The sequence below is a fragment of the Cryobacterium sp. TMT2-4 genome (genome assembly GCF_004402575.1).
Classification (GTDB): Bacteria; Actinomycetota; Actinomycetes; order Actinomycetales; family Microbacteriaceae; genus Cryobacterium; species Cryobacterium sandaracinum.
Genome location: NZ_SOGE01000034.1, coordinates 105,537 through 128,239 on the forward strand (window position 1 = coordinate 105,537; position 22,703 = coordinate 128,239).

18 protein-coding genes and 1 pseudogene are annotated in these 22,703 nt (G+C 63.5%); 10 read left to right on the forward strand and 9 right to left on the reverse strand.

Annotation, left to right across the window (positions count from 1 at the left end):
- Positions 1 to 12: 12 nt before the first annotated feature.
- Positions 13 to 1,014, reverse strand: coding sequence for a dihydroxyacetone kinase subunit DhaK (gene dhaK, locus E3O54_RS11840; protein WP_134401659.1), 1,002 nt, complete (start codon positions 1,012 to 1,014; stop codon positions 13 to 15).
- A gap of 224 nt (positions 1,015 to 1,238) precedes the next feature.
- On the opposite strand from dhaK, the gene E3O54_RS11845 reads away from it, so the two are divergent.
- Positions 1,239 to 2,003, forward strand: coding sequence for an MIP/aquaporin family protein (locus E3O54_RS11845; protein ID WP_104102049.1), 765 nt, complete (start codon positions 1,239 to 1,241; stop codon positions 2,001 to 2,003).
- Positions 2,004 to 2,126: 123 nt separating this feature from the next.
- A pseudogene (locus E3O54_RS17185) lies at positions 2,127 to 3,576 on the forward strand (FGGY family carbohydrate kinase); the annotation flags it as partial.
- Positions 3,577 to 3,608: 32 nt separating this feature from the next.
- Here the strand turns inward: E3O54_RS17185 and trpD are convergent.
- Positions 3,609 to 4,661: an anthranilate phosphoribosyltransferase gene (gene trpD, locus E3O54_RS11855; RefSeq protein ID WP_134401660.1), complete on the reverse strand. Its 1,053-nt coding sequence runs from the start codon at positions 4,659 to 4,661 to the stop codon at positions 3,609 to 3,611.
- A 204-nt stretch (positions 4,662 to 4,865) separates the two neighbouring features.
- On the opposite strand from trpD, the gene E3O54_RS11860 reads away from it, so the two are divergent.
- The 5 genes from E3O54_RS11860 to E3O54_RS11880 are packed head-to-tail and all read left to right on the forward strand — an operon-like array spanning position 4,866 to position 9,876.
- Positions 4,866 to 5,435 carry a heme-copper oxidase subunit III gene (locus E3O54_RS11860; protein ID WP_241977815.1) on the forward strand — a complete coding sequence of 190 codons (570 nt, stop codon included), beginning with the start codon at positions 4,866 to 4,868 and terminating at the stop codon, positions 5,433 to 5,435.
- Positions 5,436 to 5,457: 22 nt separating this feature from the next.
- Positions 5,458 to 6,270 (forward strand): cytochrome c, encoded by an 813-nt coding sequence (locus E3O54_RS11865; protein ID WP_104102040.1) that lies wholly within the window; start codon positions 5,458 to 5,460, stop codon positions 6,268 to 6,270.
- Positions 6,271 to 6,325: 55 nt separating this feature from the next.
- Positions 6,326 to 7,399 (forward strand): ubiquinol-cytochrome c reductase iron-sulfur subunit, encoded by a 1,074-nt coding sequence (locus E3O54_RS11870; protein WP_104102037.1) that lies wholly within the window; start codon positions 6,326 to 6,328, stop codon positions 7,397 to 7,399.
- The gene (locus tag E3O54_RS11875; RefSeq protein ID WP_174720218.1) at positions 7,396 to 9,015 is read left to right on the forward strand and encodes a ubiquinol-cytochrome c reductase cytochrome b subunit; all 1,620 of its coding nucleotides are present in this window, start codon (positions 7,396 to 7,398) and stop codon (positions 9,013 to 9,015) included. The genes E3O54_RS11870 and E3O54_RS11875 overlap by 4 nt, the downstream gene beginning before the upstream one ends.
- Positions 9,016 to 9,045: 30 nt before the next feature.
- On the forward strand, positions 9,046 to 9,876 hold the full coding sequence (locus tag E3O54_RS11880) for a methyltransferase domain-containing protein (RefSeq protein WP_134401661.1): 831 nt from the start codon (positions 9,046 to 9,048) through the stop codon (positions 9,874 to 9,876).
- A 280-nt stretch (positions 9,877 to 10,156) separates the two neighbouring features.
- Here the strand turns inward: E3O54_RS11880 and E3O54_RS11885 are convergent, their stop codons facing one another.
- From E3O54_RS11885 to E3O54_RS11905, 5 genes are all read right to left on the reverse strand, one after another.
- Positions 10,157 to 10,579, reverse strand: coding sequence for a cytochrome c oxidase subunit 4 (locus tag E3O54_RS11885; RefSeq protein ID WP_104102028.1), 423 nt, complete (start codon positions 10,577 to 10,579; stop codon positions 10,157 to 10,159).
- Positions 10,580 to 12,322 carry a cytochrome c oxidase subunit I gene (gene ctaD / locus E3O54_RS11890; protein ID WP_104102025.1) on the reverse strand — a complete coding sequence of 581 codons (1,743 nt, stop codon included), beginning with the start codon at positions 12,320 to 12,322 and terminating at the stop codon, positions 10,580 to 10,582.
- A gap of 3 nt (positions 12,323 to 12,325) precedes the next feature.
- Complete coding sequence (gene coxB, locus E3O54_RS11895) at positions 12,326 to 13,213, reverse strand: cytochrome c oxidase subunit II (protein ID WP_104171124.1); 888 nt, start codon at positions 13,211 to 13,213, stop codon at positions 12,326 to 12,328.
- Between the two features lie 178 nt (positions 13,214 to 13,391).
- Positions 13,392 to 13,748, reverse strand: coding sequence for an iron-sulfur cluster assembly accessory protein (locus E3O54_RS11900; protein ID WP_104102019.1), 357 nt, complete (start codon positions 13,746 to 13,748; stop codon positions 13,392 to 13,394).
- A 137-nt stretch (positions 13,749 to 13,885) separates the two neighbouring features.
- Positions 13,886 to 15,307: a dipeptidase gene (locus E3O54_RS11905; protein WP_134401662.1), complete on the reverse strand. Its 1,422-nt coding sequence runs from the start codon at positions 15,305 to 15,307 to the stop codon at positions 13,886 to 13,888.
- A 37-nt stretch (positions 15,308 to 15,344) separates the two neighbouring features.
- On the opposite strand from E3O54_RS11905, the gene E3O54_RS11910 reads away from it, so the two are divergent.
- Positions 15,345 to 15,941 carry a DUF3043 domain-containing protein gene (locus E3O54_RS11910; RefSeq protein WP_370247836.1) on the forward strand — a complete coding sequence of 199 codons (597 nt, stop codon included), beginning with the start codon at positions 15,345 to 15,347 and terminating at the stop codon, positions 15,939 to 15,941.
- A gap of 20 nt (positions 15,942 to 15,961) precedes the next feature.
- On the opposite strand, the gene E3O54_RS11915 is transcribed toward E3O54_RS11910, so the two are convergent.
- Positions 15,962 to 17,107, reverse strand: a complete 1,146-nt coding sequence (locus E3O54_RS11915; RefSeq protein ID WP_198411485.1) for an alkaline phosphatase family protein — start codon at positions 17,105 to 17,107, stop codon at positions 15,962 to 15,964.
- 91 nt (positions 17,108 to 17,198) lie between these two features.
- On the opposite strand from E3O54_RS11915, the gene E3O54_RS11920 reads away from it, so the two are divergent.
- The gene (locus E3O54_RS11920; RefSeq protein WP_134401663.1) at positions 17,199 to 19,682 is read left to right on the forward strand and encodes a DNA topoisomerase (ATP-hydrolyzing) subunit A; all 2,484 of its coding nucleotides are present in this window, start codon (positions 17,199 to 17,201) and stop codon (positions 19,680 to 19,682) included.
- Between the two features lie 54 nt (positions 19,683 to 19,736).
- Positions 19,737 to 20,435: an SDR family oxidoreductase gene (locus E3O54_RS11925; protein WP_134373796.1), complete on the forward strand. Its 699-nt coding sequence runs from the start codon at positions 19,737 to 19,739 to the stop codon at positions 20,433 to 20,435.
- A gap of 17 nt (positions 20,436 to 20,452) precedes the next feature.
- Here the strand turns inward: E3O54_RS11925 and E3O54_RS11930 are convergent, their stop codons facing one another.
- A complete protein-coding gene (locus tag E3O54_RS11930; protein ID WP_134401664.1) occupies positions 20,453 to 22,534 on the reverse strand; it encodes a type IIA DNA topoisomerase subunit B in 2,082 nt (693 codons plus the stop codon).
- Positions 22,535 to 22,703: the final 169 nt, after the last annotated feature.

Genomic DNA, 22,703 nt, shown 5'->3' on the forward strand with positions numbered 1-22,703 from the left:
CCTTCTACCGGCCTATCGTCCCCACCGTAGCGCTGCCGTCTGGACCGGCGCATCCCACAGGGCAGTCAGTTCGTCATCGAGTTTCAGCACGGTGATGGATGTTCCCTGCATCTCGAGAGACGTCGTAAAGTTCCCGACGAGTGTTCTGGATACTTCGATCCCCTGTTCGGCCAACACCTCGGCGGCCCGTCGAAACACGATGTACAGCTCGATTTGCGGTGTGCCGCCCATTCCGTTGACGAAGAGCAGCACCTCGTCCCCGGCTACGAACGGGATGTCCTCAAGGATAGGGCCGAGGAGCCGGTCGACGATGGCGTCGGCCGGCTCCAGCTTGATCCGCGCGCGCCCCGGCTCGCCGTGGATGCCGATCCCGATCTCGATCTCATCGTCGGCGAGCGTGAAGCTGCCTTCCCCGGCGTGGGGAACAACGCACGGCGTCAGCGCCACACCCATCGAACGCACACCGGAGATGACCCTCTCTGCGATCGCGGCGACGGTCTCCAGGGCGTCTCCGCGCTCAGCCGACGCTCCAGCGATCTTCTCGACCAGGACCGTTCCGGCCACGCCACGTCGCCCGGCCGTGTACAGCGAGTCCTTCACGGCGACGTCGTCGTTGACGATCACCGAGCGGACCTCGATTCCGTCCGCGGCGGCGAGGTCGGCGGCGGTCTCGAAATTCAAGACGTCCCCGGTGTAGTTCTTGACGATGTGGAGCACCCCCGCTCCCCCATCGACCGCCTTCGTCGCGGCGAGGATCGGGTCGGGTGTCGGTGAGGTGAAAACGGCCCCGGGTACGGCTGCGTCCAGCATCCCGAACCCGACGAACCCACCGTGAAGTGGCTCGTGTCCGCTTCCTCCTCCGCTGACCAGACCCACTTTCCCGGCAACGGGAGTTTCCGTGCGCACGATGTAGGTCGGTTCCGTCGAAATCCGGACGATATCGGCGTGGGCCGCGCCGAACCCGGCCACGGCCTCAGCGACGACGTTCTTGGGATCATTGACGAGTTTCTTCATGTCTCTTCCTTCGATCGAGGTGGTTGGACGGCCCGTCGACGGGCTGTTGTGGAGCGCTATGCACTTTAGGCTCAACCTACGCGCTGCCCTCGCTGCCGGTAAGGGGCGGTGAATTACGCGTCCACCGGCCCATTCCGCTGCGTTAATCGCCGCGCTATGGTAACGCCGATCGCTCACCGCTCTGGGTCGCTCCGGCATCTTCAGCCTCACCAAGAAAGGTCAACGTGGACAATATTGGAGTCGTATTCTTATCGGAAGTGCTGGGCACGGGGATACTCGTCCTCCTCGGAACCGGTGTGGTCGCCAACGTCGCGCTGGCCAAGAACAAGGGCCTCGGCGGCGGATTCCTCATGGTCACCATCGGGTGGGGTTTCGCGGTCTTCGCCGGTGTCATCGTCGCCTACAACTCTGGTGCACACCTTAACCCGGCAGTCACCCTCGGCCTGGTGACATCGGGTGCGACGGAGTTCGGTTCGGGCGTTCCCGTGAACTTCCTGTCTGTCCTCACCTACATCGCGGGTCAGCTCCTCGGCGCCTTCATCGGAGCCGTCTTTTGCTGGCTGGCCTACAAACAGCACTTCGACGCTGAGCCCAACTCCGCCAACAAACTCGGCGTCTTCTCGACCGGTCCGGCCATCCGCTCCTACGGATGGAACCTGACAACCGAGATCATCGGCACATTCGTGCTTGTCTTCGTCGTTCTGGCGTTCGGTGGCGGGCGCCAGGGCGAGAGTGGCGGACTGGCCGCGCTCGGCGCACTGCCCGTCGCGCTGCTAGTTATCGTCATCGGCACCTCGCTCGGTGGGCCGACCGGATACGCCATCAACCCGGCTCGTGACCTGGGGCCCCGCATCGCGCACTTCGTCCTGCCGATCAAAGGCAAGGGAACGTCTGATTGGGCCTATTCCTGGGTTCCTGTCGTGGGTCCGGTCATTGGCGGCATGCTCGCCGGATGGGCTTCCCTGTTCCTATTGCCCGTCCTCACGTAATCCTTCCCGCGGGCCGGTTCAGTCATTGAATCGGCCCGCGCTGTGTGGCTTCACGCAGCGGCGTGCGCCGCGTCGAGCACTGATTCTCGCAATCCAAGGAGGTATTCCAAGGCTGAGTACGTAATCGCAATCGACCAGGGAACCACGAGTTCCCGAGCGATCATCTTCGACAACGCAGGCTCGGTGATCGCGATCGGTCAGCTCGAGCACGAGCACGAGCACGAGCACGAGCAGATCTTCCCTCGGGCCGGCTGGGTCGAGCACGACCCGATGGAAATTTGGGACAACACCCGTGAAGTGATCGGCCAGGCTTTGTCCAAGTTGAACCTGACTCGGCATGACATCGAGGCCGTGGGAATCACCAACCAGCATGAGACCGCAGTGGTCTCGGACCGCCGCACCGGGCTGCCCGTCCACAACGCGATTGTCTGGTGAGATACCCGCACCCAGCCCATCGTGGACCGTCTCGTCGCCGACGGCGGAGTCGAACGGTTCAAGGCCCAGGTGGGGCTTCCCCTGGCGACGTACTTCTCCGGAACGAAGATCGTCTGGATTCTCGAGGACGTGAATGACGCGCGCGCAAGGCCGAAGCCGGCGATCTGATGTTCGGCACGACGGACTCCTGGGTGCTGTGGAACCTGACCGGCGGTCTCGAAGGCGGCGTGCACGCGACGGACGTGACCAACGCCAGCCGCACCATGTTCATGGATCTCGAGATTCTGCAATGGGACGACGACATCCTCGCCGCCTTCGGGGAACCCAAGTCGATGCTGCCCGAGATTCGTTCGTCGTCCGAGGTCTACGGCATCGCGAGCGGCCACTGCCGGCCTTCGACCAAGGTGAGGCGAAGAATACCAACGGCACCGGTGCCTTCCTGATCTTCAACACGGGCACCGATATCATCCACTCCAAGAACGGTTTGCTCACCACGCTCGGCTACAAGCTCGGCGACGCCGAACCCCACTATGCGCTGGACGGCTCCATCGCGGTCACCGGCTCCCTCGTGCAGTGGCTGCGAGACAATCTGGGAATGATCAGTACCCCCGAGGAAATCGAGACGCTTGCCAAAACGGTCGATGACAATGGCGGCGCCTACTTCGTGCCCGCCTTCTCCGGACTCTTCCCGCCGAACTGGCGCTCGGACGCCCGTGGTGCCCTCGTCGGCCTGGCCCGATTCGTGGACAAGGGCCACATCTACCGCGCCGCCCTCGAGGCGACCGCGTTTCAGACCCGGAAGGTCCTGGACGCGGTTAACGCCGACTCGGGTGTTCCATTGACCGAGCTGAAGGTTGACGGGGGCATGATCGGCAACAACACGCTGATGCAGTTCCAGGCCGACATCATCGGCGTGCCAGCGGTGCGAACGGTCGTGGCCGAAACCACGGCTCTGGGCGCCGCGTACGCCGCCGGACTGGCGGTCGGGTTCTGGGGTGACCTTGACGAACTGCGGGCCAACTGGCGGGAGGACAGCCGGTGGACCCCGCAAATGGGCGAAGAAGAGCCGAACCGACAGATGCGCAACTGGAAAGAGGCCATTACCAAGACGTTCGGCTGGGTTGACGAAGACGTCGTCAAGCTCGTCTCGTTTTGTCTGGGCCAGCCGGGTCACACCCGACTGGCCGCGACCCACTCAGCGAGCTTGGCCGTGGCCGCACCGGAGTCGACTGCCTCCGCGGCCACAGTAATTTTAGTGCGAAAGCGCTCGATAATATTGACTTGAGACTGCGCGGGATCGTTTGCAAGGTCAAACGCGACCAGGCCGGCGGCCGCGTTCAGCAGGACGATGTCACGCACCGCACCGACCTCACCGGCCAGCACTGAATGAACGACGGCCGCATTGTGCTCAGCGTCCCCGCCAACGAGCTCATTGATCGAGGCCCGTCGGATTCCTAGGTCACGCGGATCGATGTCGTGCTCCGTCACCAGGCCCCGCGACACCTCCCAGACATGGCTGTGGCCCGTCGTGGTCAGCTCATCGAGACCGTCGTCACCGCGGAAGACCAGGGCCGTCGCCCCGCGTGTCTGGAATACACCCACGATGAGCGGAACTCGGTCCAGGTTTGCGACTCCCACTGCTGACGCCTCGGGACGGGCCGGATTGCACAACGGGCCGAGGTAGTTGAACACCGTGGGGATGCCGAGCTCCTTGCGCGCAAGCGCTGCGTGGCGGAACCCCGGGTGAAAAGCGGCAGCGAAGGCGAAGGTGATCCCGGCCGTGTCCAGAATGGCAGCAACCTTGTCGGCAGACAGTGACAGGTCAATGCCGAGGGCAGCAAGCACGTCCGACGAACCGGACGCCGAGCTTGAGGCCCGGTTGCCGTGTTTGATCACGGGAACGCCGACCCCGGCGCAGACGATGGAGGCCATCGTCGAGATGTTGACGGTGCCGAACCGATCCCCACCAGTGCCGACGATGTCCAGGGCCATCGGGTTCACCGCCAGCGGTACGGCATGGTCGAGGATCGCATCCCGAAACCCGACGATTTCGTCCACGGTTTCGCCCTTGGCGCGCAGGGCTACGAGGAAGCCGGCCAGCTGCGCCGGAGTTGCCTCCCCCAGCATGACCTGCTCCATGCTCCACGCGGCATCGGAGACGCTGAGGTCCTTCCCCGAAAGCAGAGCACTTAGGACGTTTGGCCAGGACTGAATTTCAAGCATGGATCGATTTTAGCGAGATCGACGATCCGTCCCGAATTCGCTTCCCGGGGCGCGTTTGTTCCAATCAGGTAGTCATTCCGGTAATTGAGCGACAGGTCCGCCCCGATGACAATAACCGATACGCAAATCGGCCATAATAGAAGAGTGACGAGTCCATCAATTACTTACGCGGTCAATGCGCCCGTTGTTAACCGGCCCAACAGCGTGGCTGTTGGCACTATCGTCTGGTTGGGCAGCGAAGTCATGTTCTTCGCCGGGCTCTTCGCCATCTACTTCACGCTGCGGTCGACGTCGCCTGAATTGTGGTTATTCGAGACGGAGAAGCACGGCTTCGGATTCGCCCTTGTGAACACACTGATCCTCGTGTCCTCTTCGGTGACCTGCCAGTTCGGAGTGTTTGCGGCAGAACGCCTGCAATCACGTTCGACCGGATGGAAACCGAGCCAGTGGGGCATGGTCGAGTGGTTCTTCCTCACCTACGCCCTCGGCGCCATATTCGTGTCCGGTCAGGTCTTCGAGTACGCGACTCTCGTTTCCGAGGGCGTCTCGCTTACCAGCAACGCGTACGGATCCGCATTCTACCTCACCACCGGTTTCCACGGTATTCACGTGACTGCCGGCCTGATCGCGTTCCTGCTCGTCATCGGGCGCGCCTTCGCGGTCAAGAACTTCGGTCACAAGGAAGCAACGAGCGCCATCGTCGTGTCGTACTACTGGCACTTCGTCGACGTTGTCTGGATCGGGCTGTTCCTCGTCATTTACGTTCTTAAATAGAAAGTCGGAGTGGACACCACGTATGACCACGATTAGCACACCGAAGCAGTCCGACGGTCGCAAAGCCGGCCGTCGCAGCCCGCTTGCCAGCGTCGCCCTCATCGCGATCGGACTCCTCTTCACCGGAGGCGCATACGCGGCTTTCAGCACGAGCACGGCCAGTGCGGAGACGAACGCTGCGTCGCAGCAAACCGTCGGGGAAGGGCAGAAACTCTTTGCGGCCAACTGCGCCACCTGTCACGGATTGGAAGCAGCGGGCACCAATGCTGGCCCCAGCCTGATCGGCGTCGGCGCTGCATCGGTCGACTTCCAGGTGGGCACCGGACGCATGCCGATGCAGTTGAACGGACCGCAGGCTGAGAAGAAGGCGGTCCAGTTCACAGACGAGCAGATCGTGTCGCTCGCCGCTTACGTGGCGTCCCTTGCGCCGGGTCCGGCACTTCCGGATCCGTCTCTCCTCGACGCCGAGGGCGATGCCGCCAAGGGCGCCGAGTTGTTCCGCATCAACTGCGCAATGTGCCACAACGTCGCCGGCGCCGGTGGTGCCCTCACTCAGGGCAAGTATGCGCCTGCCCTGGCCGGGGTTACGGAGAAGCACATCTACGAGGCCATGGTCACCGGCCCGCAGAACATGCCCGTGTTCAACGACATGAACATTTCCCCGGAGAGCAAGCGGGACATCATTACGTACCTCAAGTACCTGGACAACAACCCGTCCCCCGGTGGATTCGCTCTGGGCGCCCTCGGACCGGTCTCGGAAGGTCTTTTCCTCTGGATCTTCGGTCTTGGATCGATCGTTGCCCTGACGGTGTGGATCACCGCCAAGTCGAACTGATCACCGACCAGGTCTGACACAAACTGTTTTATGAGAATTCCGATGAAGGAGAACAATGGCCAAGGACGATAACAGCGGGAAGGACTTGACCGCTGCTGACTCGTCGAGCGTCGGGCATGAGGGGGCTCCCGCAGGCACCGCCGTCGTCGTACGGGATGCCGTGGCCAATCCGGGTCTCCCCCCACACCGACCGCGCGTCACCGACCTCAACCCCAGCGCGGAGCGTCGCGCCGAGCGAACCGTCTACACGCTCTTTTACCTGTCGATCGTGGGCAGTGTGTTCGCGATCGTGGCGTATATGGTCTTCCCGATCATCCCTGAGGAACCGGATTCGGTTCGTCTGAACAACCTCTTCATTGGTCTCGGCCTCACTCTCGCCCTGCTGGCAATCGGCATCGGCGCCGTGCACTGGGGCAAGGCGCTCATGTTCGACCACGAAGGCGTCGACGAGCGCCACCCGGTGCGGGGGTCGGACGAGACCCGCGAACGCGCGGTCGAGATCTTTCACGAGGCCAATGTTGAATCGGGCATCGGTCGCCGTACGCTCATCCGAAACAGCCTCATCGGTGCCTTGATCGCCTTTCCGCTGCCGGCCGTCGTGCTGTTCCGCGGCTTGGGCCCGCAGGACACCAATCCGGCTGCAGCTCTCGAACACACCATGTGGAAGAAGGGCACCAGGCTCGCGATCGACCCCACGGGCACACCTATCAAGGCCTCCGACGTCACCCTCGGCTCGGCCTTCCACGTTATTCCCGAAGGACTGCAGGACCTCGGCCACGGCAAACTCGAAGAGAAGGCCAAGGCCGCAGTTCTTCTGATGAGGCTGAAGCCGGAAGACATCAATGAGCCCGCCGACAAGAAGGACTGGTCGTACGACGGCATTGTCGCCTACTCAAAGATCTGCACGCACGTCGGATGCCCGGTCGCGCTCTATGAACAGCAGACCCACACGCTCCTGTGCCCCTGTCACCAGTCGCAGTTCGATGTGACGAACCAGTGCGAAGTCATCTTCGGACCGGCCAAGCGCCCGTTGCCGCAGCTGCCCATCACGGTAGACTCCGAGGGATATCTCATTGCACAAAGCGATTTCACTGAACCCGTCGGACCGAGCTTCTGGGAGCGGAATTGAGCACTACAACTACGACTACTGACTTGGTCGAAACAAAGAAGTCCGGTGGCCTCACCGGGGCCGCCGCGAACTACATCGACGAGCGCACCAGCATTTCGACCGCGGTTAAGGAACTGGGTCGCAAGATCTTCCCCGACCACTGGTCTTTCCTGCTCGGTGAGGTTGCCCTCTACAGCTTCGTCATCATCCTGTTGTCCGGTTCGTTCCTCACGTTCTTCTTCAGCGCTTCGATGACGCCGGTGGAGTACGACGGTTCGTACATGCCACTCAAGGGTGTGGAGATGTCTGCCGCGATGGCATCCTCCCTGGACATCTCCTTTGATATTCGTGGCGGGCTCCTCATGCGCCAGGTCCACCACTGGGCAGCACTGCTCTTCGTGGCTGCAATCGGCTTGCACATGCTCCGCATCTACTTCACCGGTGCGTTCCGCAAGCCGCGCGAGCTCAACTGGGTCATCGGGTTTGTTCTGTTCATCCTGGCCATGGCCGAAGGATTCACCGGGTACTCCCTCCCCGACGACCTGCTCTCCGGAAACGGCTTGCGTATCATTGACGGAATGGTCAAGGGCATCCCGCTGGTCGGAACCTGGATTTCGTTCCTCCTCTTTGGCGGAGAGTTCCCGGGCGAGGCGATCGTTGGACGCTTGTACTCCCTCCACATTCTGCTGCTGCCGGCCATTATCGTGGCTTTGATCGCGATGCACCTGCTCTTCGTCGTCGTACACAAGCACACGCAGTACCCCGGTGCCGGACGCACCAACCAGAATGTAGTCGGCTACCCGGTTCTTCCCGTGTACGCGGCCAAGGCCGGTGGCTTCTTCTTCATCGTCTTCGGCATCGTGATGCTGATGGCGTCGCTGTTTACGATCAACCCCATCTGGAACTACGGTCCCTACGATCCCTCCCCCGTTTCGGCCGGAACTCAGCCGGACTGGTACATCGGTTTTGCTGACGGCGCCCTGCGCCTGATCCCGCCGGGACTCGAGATGGTCTGGCTGGATCGCACCTGGTCCTTCAACATCCTGATCCCGTTGGTTTCGCTGGGCCTGTTCATCCTGGTCGTGCTTATCTACCCGTTCATCGAGGGGTGGGTCACCGGAGACAAGCGTGAGCACCACATCCTCGACCGTCCCCGGAACGCCCCGACACGCACCGCGATCGGTGCCGCCGGGGTCACGTTTTACGCGGCGCTGTGGGCCACGGCCTCCTCGGACATCATCGCAACGCACTTCAAGGTGACGATGGAAGGCGTAATCCACACCATGCAGTTCCTGGTGATTGTGGGGCCCTTCATCGCCTTCTTCGTGACGAAACGCATCTGCCTGGCTTTGCAGAAAAAGGACCGTGAGATCGTTCTGCACGGTTACGAGTCCGGGCGTATCGTGCGTCTACCCGGTGGCGAGTACATCGAGGTTCACCAGCCCGTTGATGAATACGAGCGCTGGAAGCTGGTCAGCTACAACGACTACAAGCCGCTCATGATCCGCCCGAACGCCAAGGGCAAAATCACGGTGGGCCAAAAGGCTCGTGCCGGACTGTCCCGCTGGTTCTTCGAGGACCGGATCGAACCGGTATCGACCACTGAACTCGTACGGACGCACGACCACCACCACTAGGCTCCGGCCGCGAACACAGAACGGGCATCGATGTCCCTCCAGACCCTGTCGGAGTGGCTTCGGTGCCCGAACTGTTTTCTTCCGCTGTCCCCCGCCGAGCCGCTGACGCTGCGCTGCGGGGCCGGTCACTCCTTCGACGTGAACAAGCGCGGATACGTGTCACTGGCAGGCGGTTCGCGCCGGCTGATCGGCGATAGCGTCGCGATGGTCGACGCGAGAGCACTTTTCCTCGAGACCGGCTGGTACGAGCCGCTGCGCAGCCGCCTTGCTGAGCGGGTGGCGGCTGAGAACCCCTCCCGGGTCATGGACATCGGCTGTGGAACCGGATACTACTTGCAGGGGGTTTTCGCGCTCTGTCCAGATGCGCGCGCCCTGGGAATAGACCTTTCCCCCGTGGCGGTCGGGCGCACAGTGAGCGGCCGGGACAACATCGACGGGCTCGTGGCGGATGTCTGGTCCCCGCTGCCAGTGCGGGACGCATCAGCAGATGTACTCCTTAACGTATTCGCTCCCCGGAACCCGTCTGAATTTCACCGGGTCCTGCGCGAAGACGGTCTGCTCGTCGTCGTCGTGCCGCACGCGTCCCACCTGCAGGAGTTCAGGGCGTCCGGTCTGGCGTTGGACGTGCCCGCGAACAAAGGCGAGCACCTGTCCGAGGCGCTGTCCCCCGCCTTCGAACTGGAAACACGGGACGAGTTGTCGTCTTCGCTGCGCCTCAACCCGGCCCAGGCATCCGCTCTGATCGGGATGGGTCCGTCAGCTCACCACACGGATTTCGACGCGCTAACGGTCCATCTCAGCGGCGTGCAGACCGTCACGGCGTCCTTCGAGTTACTCGGCTACCGTCGCATCACGATCTGAAGCCCGGCAGCCACGCGTAGCGTCCCACGACCTGAGCGAATTCGACGGAGATTCTGGCAGAATCGCACCCCGACGGGCCGGAAAGACGCGTATACCGGAGAATCTCCGTGGCATTCGTTCGAGGCCGTGCGGGCGGGAACTGTGGATCAGGCTGCGTGGACCTGGGAAATTGCCCGAACGTGTCACTCCGAAGCGATGTGCCGGGCATGAACACAGGCGGCGCCCAGAACCTGGGTTCTGGACGCCGCCGCTTGTGCCTGAAGCACGTATTCGGTTCGGATCAGCGAGCGAAATTGCCCCGATAGTACTCGTATACCCAGCCGACGAGGCAGATGACCCCGATGCCCAACGCGATGATCGAGATCCACACGCCGACAGCCAGCCCCATGAAGAGCAGAGCAGCACTGGCAGCCAAGAGGATGGGCCACCAGCTCCACGGGCTGTAAAAACCAACCTCAGGGTCGCCGTCGTCGATATTCGCGTCAAGACGATCTTCAGGAAGCTCGCCACCCTGAGCACTGTGCACCCGGCTCAGGTAGAACGCGACGAAGCTGAAGAAGATCGCGCACAGGCCGAGTGTGAACGTCCCCGCCCACTCGATCTTGTTCTGGTTAGGGTCAAGAAGACCCCAGACCACATAGGCCGTCGTGACCACCACGAAGAACCCGCTCAGAACCCAAAGGAGATTGACGTTGGCTCTCATTTACTTCGTCCTTTTCGACGCTACGTCGTACGTGGGGGCATCCGGGGCGTCCTTCGCCGGCCCGATTCCGACTGTCATGGGCGCCTCCGGGTGGTTCAGGTCAAACGCGGGGCGCTCGGACCGGATGCGCGGGATGGAGGTGAAGTTGTGGCGCGGCGGCGGGCATGAGGTAGCCCACTCGAGCGAGCCGCCGTGGCCCCACGGGTCGTTCACGGTGACCTGCGGTGCCTTACGGGCGGTGATATAGACGTTCAGGAAGAACGGGATCATCGAGATCGCGAGAATGACCGAACCGACCGTGGACAACTGGTTCATCCAGGTGAAGCCGTCTTCGGGCAGGTACGACGCGTACCGACGCGGCATGCCGACGACGCCCAGCCAGTGCTGCACCAGGAAGGTGGTGTGGAAACCGATGAAGAGGAACCAGAAGTGCCACTTGCCGAGGCTCTCATTGAGCATCTTGCCGGTCCACTTCGGCCACCAGAAGTAGAACCCGCTGAACATCGCGAATACCACGGTTCCAAAGATGACGTAGTGGAAGTGCGCGACGACGAAATAGGTGTCCGAGACGTGGAAGTCGAGCGGCGGTGAGGCAAGGATGACGCCGGTGAGGCCACCGAAGGTGAAGGTGACCAGGAAGCCGAGGGCCCACAACATGGGCGTTTCGAAGGTCAGCGAGCCACGCCACATGGTGCCGATCCAGTTGAAGATCTTCACCCCGGTCGGAACGGCGATCAGCATGGTCATCAGGGAGAAGAACGGCAGCAGGACAGAGCCGGTGACGTACATGTGGTGCGCCCAGACCGCCACGGACAGCGCCGCGATGGAGATGGTCGCGTAGATGAGGGTCTTGTATCCAAAGATCGGCTTGCGGCTGAAGACCGGGAAGACTTCCGAAACGATGCCGAAGAACGGCAGCGCGATGATGTACACCTCAGGGTGACCGAAGAACCAGAACAGGTGCTGCCACAGGATGGCTCCACCGTTGGCCGGATCGTAGATGTGCGAGAGGAAAATGCGGTCGGACGCGGCGGCCAGAAGGGCTGCGGCGAGAACGGGGAAGGCCATCAGGATGAGGATCGACGTGACCATGGTGTTCCACGTGAAGATCGGCATCCGGAACATGGTCATTCCGGGGGCGCGCATCGTGATTACCGTGGTGATGAAGTTCACGGCGCCGAGAATGGTGCCGAAGCCGCTCAGCCCAAGCCCGACCATCCACAGGTTGCCACCGACGCCTGGGGAGAACGTCGTACTGGCCAGAGGCTGATAGGCGAACCAGCCGAAGGATGCGGCACCCTGCGGAGTGAGGAATCCACCGACGGCGACGAGACTGCCGAAGAAGAAGGCCCAGAAGGAAAAGGCGTTCAACCGGGGGAAGGCCACGTCGGGGGCGCCGATCTGCAGCGGCATGAGGGAGTTGGCGAACCCGAAGAACAGAGGCGTAGCGAACATCAGCAGCATGATCGTGCCGTGCATTGTGAAGAGCTGGTTGTACTGCTCCTTCGTCTGGACGACCTCGAGGCCGGGGGCGAAAAGCTGTGCGCGGATCACCAGTGCCATGACACCGGCAAGACAGAAGTAGACGAACGACGTGATCAGGTACATGTACCCGATGACTTTGTGGTCAGTGGAGGTGATCCACCGGACGATGACGTTGCCCTTGCGCTCGACACCGGTGGGCCGACGCGGGGCAGTGGGGGCTGCCGGCGCGGAAGGTGCCGTAGTGGTAGTAGTAGTCATGGACTAGTTGCCCTCCTGCTCGGTTGGTGCTGTCGTTCCTGGCAGATTTTGGTTGCGTGCGTAATCGAGGCCGAGCTGGCCGTCGTTGCCTGCAGCACGCAGGGAGTCGATGTACGACTCGTAGTCTGCCTCGGACACGACCTCGACCGTGAAGAGCATCAGCGAGTGATTCTCGCCGCACAGTTCGGCACACTTTCCGTCATAGGTGCCGATGCGCTCCGGGATGATCGACATGTAGTTGGTCTTGCCGGGGATCATGTCTTTTTTGTACAGGAAGTCAACGACCCAGAATGAGTGGATGACGTCGCGGGCGTCGAGCGCCAGTTCAACCTTCTGGCCGACCGGTAGGACGAGCGTGGGGATCTCGGACTGAACCAGCGAACCGGCGGGGCCGTCGACGTCGGGCTGGCCTTGAATGCCGGCACTGTAGACGTCTTCGTTGACGTAGTTGAAGTCCCAAGCCCACTGCTTGCCGATGACCTGGATTTTGACCTCCGGCTCATCGAAACGAGCCTCGATCTCTGCCTGGTCCCGCGCGGTGAAGGCGAAGAAGCCGACCACGAGAATAAGGGGAACGACCGTGTAGAAAATCTCGATCGGCATGTTGTAACGAAGCTGCACCGGAAGGCCGGTCTGACCCTTGCGGCGGCGGTAGACAACGACGGCCCAGATGATGAGCCCCCAGGTGATGAGCCCCACAATCATCAGAACGATCCACGACGTGGTCCACAGCCCGGAGATGCGCTCCGTCTGGTTGGTTACCGCCGGCTCACCCTCGATGAAGCCGGGGAGGTAGCCATGAAGCTGGGCTTGCGAGCAACCTGCGAGAACGAGGGCCAACGACGCTGCGATCGGAATTGCAGCCCATCGGAGACGATGGTTTTTGCGCACCAGTAACCTTTCGGTGAGACTCGACGACACTTAACTGGAAGTGCTTCTATAGACTTCCAGCCTACTGCGGGTGGCACGTTCCGTTGTGCAAGAACCGGCCTCCGAGATAACGAATTCGCCGCCAGTCATAGTATTTGCGGAGATACGAGCCCGACGCGCTTTGTCTGGCGCCGGTGGGTCAGCTGAAGGAATCTCCACATGCGCAGCTTCCGCCGGCGTTCGGATTGTCGATCGTGAACCCCTGCTTTTGAATGGTGTCCTCGAAGTCGATGGATGCCCCGTCCAGGTAGGGGACACTCATTTTGTCAACGACGATCTCTACCCCATCGAAGTCGACGAGAGCGTCACCGTCGAGTAGCCTCTCGTCGAAGTAGAGCTGGTAGATGAGGCCGGAGCAGCCGCCGGGTTGAACGGCAACGCGCAGGCGAAGGTCCTCGCGGCCTTCCTGGGCGAGCAGGGTGCGTACCTTGTCAGCGGCGGTGGCGCTCAGGCCAACGCCATGGGCGGCTGTGCTGGCGACGACTGTGTCGGTCATGGTGCTCCTCAGTGTTCGAGTCGTTTTCACACGGTTTTTCGCGGCGGCTGGATGTCCGGTGGTGGCCACGAAGATTGTACCGACCACAACCGGGAATACACCCTCTGCATTCCCGGATTTCTGCGCTCTCGGTCGGGTCAGCTCCCGGTGCGCTGATTCAGACGGCCGAGTAGGAAGGCCTCACTGAGGATGGCCCGCTTGAACACTCCGAGATGCAGAGATTCGTTGGGGCTGTGCGCCCTGGAATCCGGGTCCTCGACCCCGGTGACCAAGATCTGAGCCTCCGGAAACACCCGCACCAGGTCGGCGATGAAGGGGATGGACCCGCCGACGCCGATGTCCACCGGGCTTTCGCCCCAGGCTTCGGCCATGGCGCTCCGCGTCTCAGCGACGGCCCAGCCGCCCGTGTCGACCAGGAAGGCCTCCCCCGTGTCGACGTCATCGATGTCGATTCGGGCGCCGAATGGAGCCTTGGCGTGCAGATGCGCCTCGAGCGCACGGAACGCTTCGTCCGCCGACTGACCGGGAGCGATCCGGGTGCTTAAGCGAACGGTGACGGCCGGGGTGAGCGTGTTCGACGCGTTGGCCACGGACGGCGCGTCGATCCCGGTGATTGTGATGGCCGGCTGGGACCAGATCCGGCTGAGCACCGAGCCGTGACCGATCGGGCCGACGCCGTCGGTGAGCCCGGTTTCCAGGCGGAGCTGCTCCACCGAGTAGTCCGGAGTCGGAACATCGATGCTCGTCAGCCCGCGGACCGCGACGGCGCCGTCGTCGGCGTACAGGCTGTCGAGCAGACGAACGACGGCCATCATTGCGTCGGGAACCGCTCCCCCGAACATGCCCGAGTGCGACGCGTGGTCAAGGGTGCGTACCGTCAGTCGGAACGTGACATTGCCGCGCAGCGCCGTGGTCAGTGCGGGGGTGTTGATGTCCCAGTTGTTCGAATCTGCGACGACGATGGCGTCCGCGCGCAGGGACTCCCGGTTCTCCTCCAGGAAGGTGGTGAAGGACCGGCTGCCGAACTCTTCCTCGCCTTCGATGAAGAGCGCCAGGCCGAGGTCGAAATCGGGTCCTTCTGCTTCCACGAGAGCTCGGATCGACGCGATGTGGGCCATGACTCCCGCCTTGTCGTCCGCCGCACCGCGTCCGTAGAGGCGGTCGCCACGCACGGTCGGTTCGAACGGGTTGGAGTCCCAGTCCGCATCCTGGCCGGGGGGTTGCACATCGTGGTGCGCATAGAGCAGAACCGTCGGGCGCCCGTTGCGTGCCGCGCGCGTGGCCAAAACGGCCGGATGGCCGAGTTCGGCACCGCCCGGGATCCCGGCTCGCTTGATCTCGACCGATTCGAACACCCCGAGGTCGCGGACCAGGACCGCGACGGCATCCGCGCTGGTGGCCACCTGAAGTGCGTCGAAGGCATCCCAGGAGACGGAGGGAATCCGCACCAGGGAGCACAGGTCGGCAATGGTCGTGGGAAGGCCGCGTTCGACTGCCGCACGAAGAGCCGGGGCGGCCGGTGAGATTGCCGGGGGCGCTGTTTCTTGAATATCGGTCATCAGGTAATCTTAAGGCAACCAATTGCAAGGAACTGATGTGGCTAAGCCTGTGAACCCAGACGCACAACCATCCATGGAGACCCCGGACGAGACCAGGTCTCGCCTCGCGGCCACCCACCCTGTCGGCAAAGGGCAGGCGACGCCCAGCCGCAAGCAGCAAGAGGCTCTGAATCGGCGCCCGCTTGTTCCAGATGACCGCAAGCTCGCGGCCAAGCAGGCCAGAGGCAAGGCCGCCGAGGCTCGCGAGCGTGCCCGGGTGGGTATGGCTGCCGGAGATGAGAAGTTCCTCCCCGTGCGCGACCGCGGTATGCAGAAGCGCTTCGTGCGCGACTTTGTCGACGCCCGCTTCAACGTGGGCGAATTCATGATTCCGGTGATGTTTCTGGTCATCCTGCTCAGCGTATTCCCCGACGCGGCCGTGCAGACGTACGGAATCCTGGCCCTGTGGGCCTTCGTCATCGTCGCCGTTGTCGACTCCGTCATCCTGGGCTTTATCGTCACGCGCAAGCTCAATGCCAAGTTCGGCGCTGAGAAAGCCGAGCGTGTGCGCTGGTACGCAGCGATGCGTGCACTGCAACTGCGTGTGCTTCGCCTGCCGAAACCACAGGTCAAGCGCGGCCGCTACCCCGCCTGACGCCGGAACTTCTCACGCGCTCAGGCGGAGAAGGTCCCCGACCTGATCAAGGGCACGCGGAGTTCCTCGTCCGTCAGCGATCCGTGCTGACCGACCATCGAACGTGCGGACTGATTCGGCTCGCGGGAGTCGTAGTAGGCGATGAGCTTGCGCGCGGCCACGATCACGTCGCCGATGCGAGGCAAAACCTCGGGTGCAACATCGCCGAACAGCCCGGAATCGACTGCTTCCGCGCGGCTGAAGACCCAGGCGCGGTGGCCTTCAATACCGCGCCACGTATCGGCGAGGGCCGCGCCTGAGTCGGAACCGAGTTCGGGTTCGAGGTAGAGGTGCAGGCACCGGGGATCCCCGCCGATGTGGCGGACGCCGCCGATGAGTTCGGGGACCGTGTCGAAGAGCACGTGTCTGGTCATCGGGACGTCGATGATTCCGTGGTCGGCCGTGACCAGGAGACCCTCATCGGCTTTCAGTGCGGCTGCGAAGCGGGCGGCCACGCCGTCGAGGTTCTCCAGCGCGGCCAACCACCGTTCGGACTCCCAGCCGTGCGCGTGGGCGGCCACATCCAGCTCGGGGACGTAGACGTAGACGAGGGCGCGCGGCTCGGTGTCCAGAAGGTGTCGCGCGGCGGCAAACCTGTCGGACACGCTCTCCGCGGGTACGTAGTGCGCGCCGCGAAGCGCCGCCTGGGTGAAGCCGGATGTGGTGTACCGGCGGGGTCCGATGGCGAAACCGCGGATGCCGGCATCCGCGGCCCGTTCGAAGACGGTGCGCGCACGCTGCCAGGTCTCCGGTCGCATGTCGTCGTCCCAGCCGGTCAGCTGGTTCACCACACGGTCCCGGTCGGCGTCTCGGACCCGGTAGCCGACGAGTCCGTGCTGCCCGGGTGCGACACCCGTGGTAAGGGTCGTGATGCCTGCAGCCGTGGTGGATGGGAAGACGCCGTCGACCACGCTGGACTTGGTCAGTAGCGAGTTCAGGAATCGGGCGTGCCCAGGACGGGCTCGGAGGGAACTGACGCCGAGGCCGTCCGCCAGAAGGACGACCGCCTTGTTCGTCTGGCCGAGGTCCAGAATGTTGGAAAGGCCCTCGATCGATGACAGGGAACTTGTGAGAACGTCGGCAAGGCGCAGGGTGCCGAATTGGCGGGCCGGTAGCATGGGGGGCATCGTGCCAAGTCTGACATAGACAGGGCCGGATCGATCCAGCGCCTACCCGACAGCGCGCGTCCCTCAACGCACGCCTCACCAGAATTCACGAATGAGCCGTTCAGACAGCACCACGCCCGCCACGTTCACCGAGCGCATCGAAGACGTCGATGTCTCCACCGAGATGCAGGGCTCGTTCCTCGAATACGCCTACTCGGTCATCTACTCCCGGGCGCTCCCGGACGCCCGGGACGGGCTCAAGCCAGTGCAACGGCGCATCCTGTATCAGATGAGCGAGATGGGGCTCCGCCCCGATCGCGGCCACGTCAAGTCGGCGCGGGTCGTCGGCGAGGTCATGGGAAAGCTGCATCCGCATGGCGACACCGCGATCTATGACGCTCTCGTGCGCATGGCGCAGGCGTTCACGCTCCGGGTCCCTTTGATCGACGGCCACGGCAACTTTGGCTCGCTCGATGACGGGCCGGCCGCCCCGCGGTACACCGAGGCCAGGCTGGCCGCGCCGGCCCTGGCCATGACGGAAAACCTCGACGAAGACGTCGTCGACTTCGTACCCAACTACGACAACCAGCTCACCCAGCCGGACGTTCTCCCGGCCGCCTACCCCAACCTGCTCGTCAACGGCGCGAGCGGTATCGCCGTCGGCATGGCCACCAACATGGCTCCGCACAACCTGATCGAGGTCGTCGGCGCGGCGCGGCATCTGCTCGCCCACCCAGACGCGACCCTCGAGGACCTGATGGAGTTCGTCCCGGGGCCTGACCTGCCCACCGGCGGCACGATCGTCGGGCTGACGGGAATCATGGATGCCTACGCCACCGGGCGCGGCAGTTTCAAGACCCGGGCGCGGGTATCCGTCGAAGCCATCACCGCCCGCAAGGCCGGTCTCGTGGTCACCGAACTTCCCTATCTGGTCGGGCCCGAGCGGGTCATCGAGAAGATCAAGGACGGGGTCAATTCCAAGAAGCTCAGTGGCATCTCCGATGTCACCGATCTGACGGACCGCACCAAGGGACTCCGTCTCGTCATCGGGATCAAGACCGGTTTCAGCCCGGAGGCCGTGCTCGAGCAGTTGTACCGGGTGACCCCGCTCGAGGACTCCTTCAACATCAACGCGGTGGCCCTCGTCGACGGCGGCCCGCAGACACTGGGTCTGCGGGAACTCCTGCTCGTCTACATCGGACACCGAATCGAGGTCGTGACCCGGCGCTCGGCCTACCGACTGGCCCGACGAACGGAGCGTCTGCATCTCGTCGAAGGCCTACTGGTGGCAATCCTGGACATCGACGAGGTGATCCAGGTCATCCGCGCCAGCGACGACAGCGAGCAGGCGCGCGCCAAGCTGATCGACGTTTTCGACCTGAGCCAGATTCAAGCCGAGTACATTCTCGAGCTCCGCCTGCGGCGCCTGACCCGCTTCTCACGCATCGAACTCGAAACCGAGCGGGATCAGCTGCTGGCGGAGATCGCGGCGCTGAAGAAGCTTCTCGGCAGCAGGGCCTCCATCCGCACCCTGGTGTCCGACGAACTGGCCTCGGTGGCCGAGCGTTTCGGCACGCCGAGGCGAACCCTGTTGACCGAGGCCAAGGCGAATGTCGCCGGCGCCAACAGCGCCGCCGCCAAGCGGAAGGCCGCCATCCTCGAGGTGACGGACACCCCGACCCGGGTCTACCTCAGCGTGACGGGCAAGATCGCCCGGGTGGAGATTCCGGCCGGCACCACTGTCCAGCCGGAGCGGGTCACGCCGGCTCAGAGGCGCAGCAAGCATGATGCCGTCCTGTCCGTTCTGGACACGACCAGTCGCACGGAGATCGGAGCGGTCACCAACCTGGGACGGCTCATCCGCTTCTCCCCCGTCGACCTCCCCTTGCTGCCGCCGACCTCGGTCCAGCTCGGGGCCGGCGTACGCGTGCGCGACTACCTGGCCCTGCCCAACACGGCGGAGAAGATCGTCGCGCTCGTCGCGCTCGATTCCAAGCATTCGATCGTTCTCGGGACCAGACAGGGCATCGTGAAGCGCGTCACCCCCGGCGACTGGGCAAACAAACCCGATTTCGAGATCATCGCGCTGAAGCTCAATGACATGGTGGTCGGCGCGGCGCAGGGTGCGGAAGACGACGAACTCGTCTTCATCGCCTCCGACTCACAGCTGTTGCGTTTTCCTGCCGGGTCGGTGCGCCCGCAGGGGCGCACCGCCGGCGGTATGGCGGGCATCAAACTGGCCACGGACGCGCACGTGGTGTATTTCACCAGCGTGGAAACGCACGGCGCTGCGGCGCTCGTGGTTGCGACCGTCGCGACCGGCAGCCACACCCTGCCCGGAACAGACCCGGGCAGCGCCAAAGTGTCCGACTTCTCCGAGTACCCGGCGAAAGGCCGGGGAACGGGTGGGGTGCGCTCCCAGCGGTTCCTGAAAGGCGAGGACACCGTCTCCGTCGCGTGGGTGGGGCCTCTGCCGGCCCGGGCGGTCGCGTCGGACGGCACACCCCGCATGCTTCCTGAATCAGGGTCGCGACGTGATGCGTCCGGGGCCATGCTCGACTCCGTGATCGGCGCCATCGGCGCCCGGATCGGCTGACGCCCGAGCGCGATCTCCAGCCATGTGCGGAGGGTGGTGCGTTATGGTGGCCAGATGACACACCTCGACGATTCCGTCATTCTCGTCCTCGGCGCCTCGGGGGGTCTGGGAAGTGAAATTGCCCGACTTCTGGCTGCCGGCGGCGCCCGACTCGTCCTGAGCGGGCGCAACCAGGCGAAACTTGAGGCGCTCTCGATTCCCGGAACCCCGCTCGCCGCCGACCTCACCGATCCGGACGCAATCACGACTCTCGTCGCCGACGCGATCAGCGTGAACGGACGGCTCGACGGCATCGTCAACGCGTCGGGGGTCGTTGCCTTCGGACCGGCGATCGAGGTGAGCGATGAGACGCTCGCCGAGCTGTTCGCCGTGAACACGCTGGCACCGATCCGCCTGCTCCGTGCGGCTCGGGCCGCGCTGAGCGAATCCGCAGAGCAGGGGCGAGAGCCCTTTATCGTCACCCTCAGCGGCGTCGTCAGCGAGAGCCCCACTGCCAACCTCGCCGCATACTCGGCGTCCAAGGCCGCCCTCGCTGCCTTCGGCCAGGCCGCCGGCCGGGAACTGCGGCGTAGCGGCATCCGCATTCTGGACGCGCGGCCCGGTCACACCGAGACCGAACTCTCCACTCACCCGATCTCCGGAATCGCCCCCCGCCTGCCGGCCGGCTACCCTCCGGTCGTCGTCGCCCAACGCGTCGTCGACGCCATCATCAACGGCGAACGCGACCTGGCGAGCACATCGTTCCACTCGTAGCCCCCCGGTCTGGGGCGTCACACGTCGATACGGTCGCGACTCAGTTTGTCCGAGCTCTCGATGATGAATTCCTTGCGCGGCGCGACGTCGTTGCCCATCAGGAGCTCGAAGACGTTTCCGGCCATCTCCGCGTCGGCGACCCGCACGCGGCGCAGCGTGCGATGCGCCCGCTCCATCGTCGTCGTCGCGAGCTGGTCGGCATCCATTTCGCCGAGGCCCTTGTAGCGCTGGATCGGATCCTGGTAGCGCTTGCCGCTTTTCTTGAGTCCGGCGAGCACGGCCTGAAGCTCCACCTCCGAATATGTGTAGATGGTCTCGTTCGGCTTCGTGCCCGGGTTCATCACCACGACCCGGTGGAGCGGCGGTACGGCCGCGAAAACGCGTCCCTCCGTGATCATCGGGCGCATGTAGCGGAAGAACAGAGTGAGCAGCAGCGTGCGGATGTGCGCGCCGTCGACATCCGCGTCGCTCATGATGATGACCTTGCCGTAGCGCGCGGCTGACAGGTCGAAACTTCGTCCGGACCCGGCGCCGATCACCTGGATGATCGACGCGCACTCGACGTTCGACAGCATGTCGGCAACGGATGCCTTTTGCACGTTCAGGATCTTGCCGCGAATGGGGAGGAGTGCCTGGTGCTCGCTGTCCCGGGCGAGCTTGGCCGTGCCCAGGGCGGAATCTCCTTCGACGATGAAGAGCTCGCTCGTCGAGACATCATTGCTGCGGCAGTCGACCAGTTTCGCGGGCAGGGACGAGCTCTCCAGCGCGTTCTTCCGGCGCTGGGTTTCCTTGTGGGCGCGAGCCGAGATTCGCGATTTCATCTCGGCCACGATCTTGTCCAGCACCACCGCGGCCTGCGTTTTGTCGTCGCGCTTCGTGGACACGAAACGCTCGTTCATGGCTTTAGCGACTACGTTGGCCACGATGGCGCGAACCGCGGGGGTGCCGAGCACCTCCTTGGTCTGCCCCTCGAATTGAGGCTCGGGAAGCCGCACGGTGAGCACTGCTGTGAGGCCGGCCATCACGTCGTCCTTCTCCAGCTTGTCCGACCCCATTTTGAGCCGTCGAGCGTTCAGCTCGACCTGCGCACGCAAGAACTTGAGCAGGCCCGCGTCGAACCCGGCCTGGTGCGTTCCGCCCTTCGGGGTGGCGATGATGTTCACGAAGCTGCGGACGACCGTATCGTAACCTGTCCCCCAACGGAGGGCGATATCCACGGCACAGTCCCGGACCAGCTCGGTAGGCACCATGGCACCCGTCGGGGTCAGCACCGGGACAGTCTCCCGGAAGGTCCCGTTTCCGGTCAGTCGCCAAGTGTCGGTGATCGGGCTGTCGGTGGCGAGGTGATCGACGAACTCCGAGATCCCGCCCTCGAACATGAAGGACTCGAGCACGTGCACGTCTGTGCGCTCGTCTACGATCTCGATCCCCAGGCCCGGGACGAGAAAGGCCGTCTGACGCGCTCGCTCGAGCAATTCCTCGGTCTGAAACGACGCACCCTTCGTGAAGATCTGACGGTCGGCCCAGTAGCGCACCCGCGTCCCGGTCACACCGCGCTTGACCTTGCCGATGACGCGTAGTTCGCTCTGCTTCTCAAAGGGCGTGAACGGCGCGTCGGGGCTCTTCTTCCCCGAGTCCGCGAAAATCCCGGGTTCGCCGCGGTGGAACGACATGGCCCAGGTCTTGCCGTCACGGTCGACCTCGACATCGAGGCGCTCGGACAGGGCATTGACGACGGATGCGCCCACGCCGTGGAGGCCACCGGACGCGGCATACGATCCGCTGCCGAATTTGCCGCCGGCATGCAGTTTGGTGAAGACGACCTCGACGCCGGTCAGTCCCGTCTTCGGCTCGATGTCAACCGGAACGCCCCGAGCCGTGTCGCGCACCTCCACGCTCTCGTCAGCATGGAGCACGATGTCGATGCTGGTGCCGAAGCCGCCCAGTGCCTCGTCGACCGAATTGTCGATGATCTCCCAGAGACAGTGCATGAGGCCGCGCGAGTCGGTGGACCCGATGTACATGCCCGGGCGTTTGCGAACCGCTTCCAGTCCTTCGAGGACTGACAGGTGGCGGGCAGAATAATCAGAAGAACTCACAACGATCAAGAATACCGAACCAACGCCCTCCCCCCGGTCATCAACACCCGATTGAAGTGCGCTACGCGGTGAGCGAAATAACGGGCAACCGACTCGATAACCTTGCCAGACCGTGTTTCCATTAGGTACAGGTTAAATTGGTATCAGTTGGTATCAGTCTGGAGGAGGA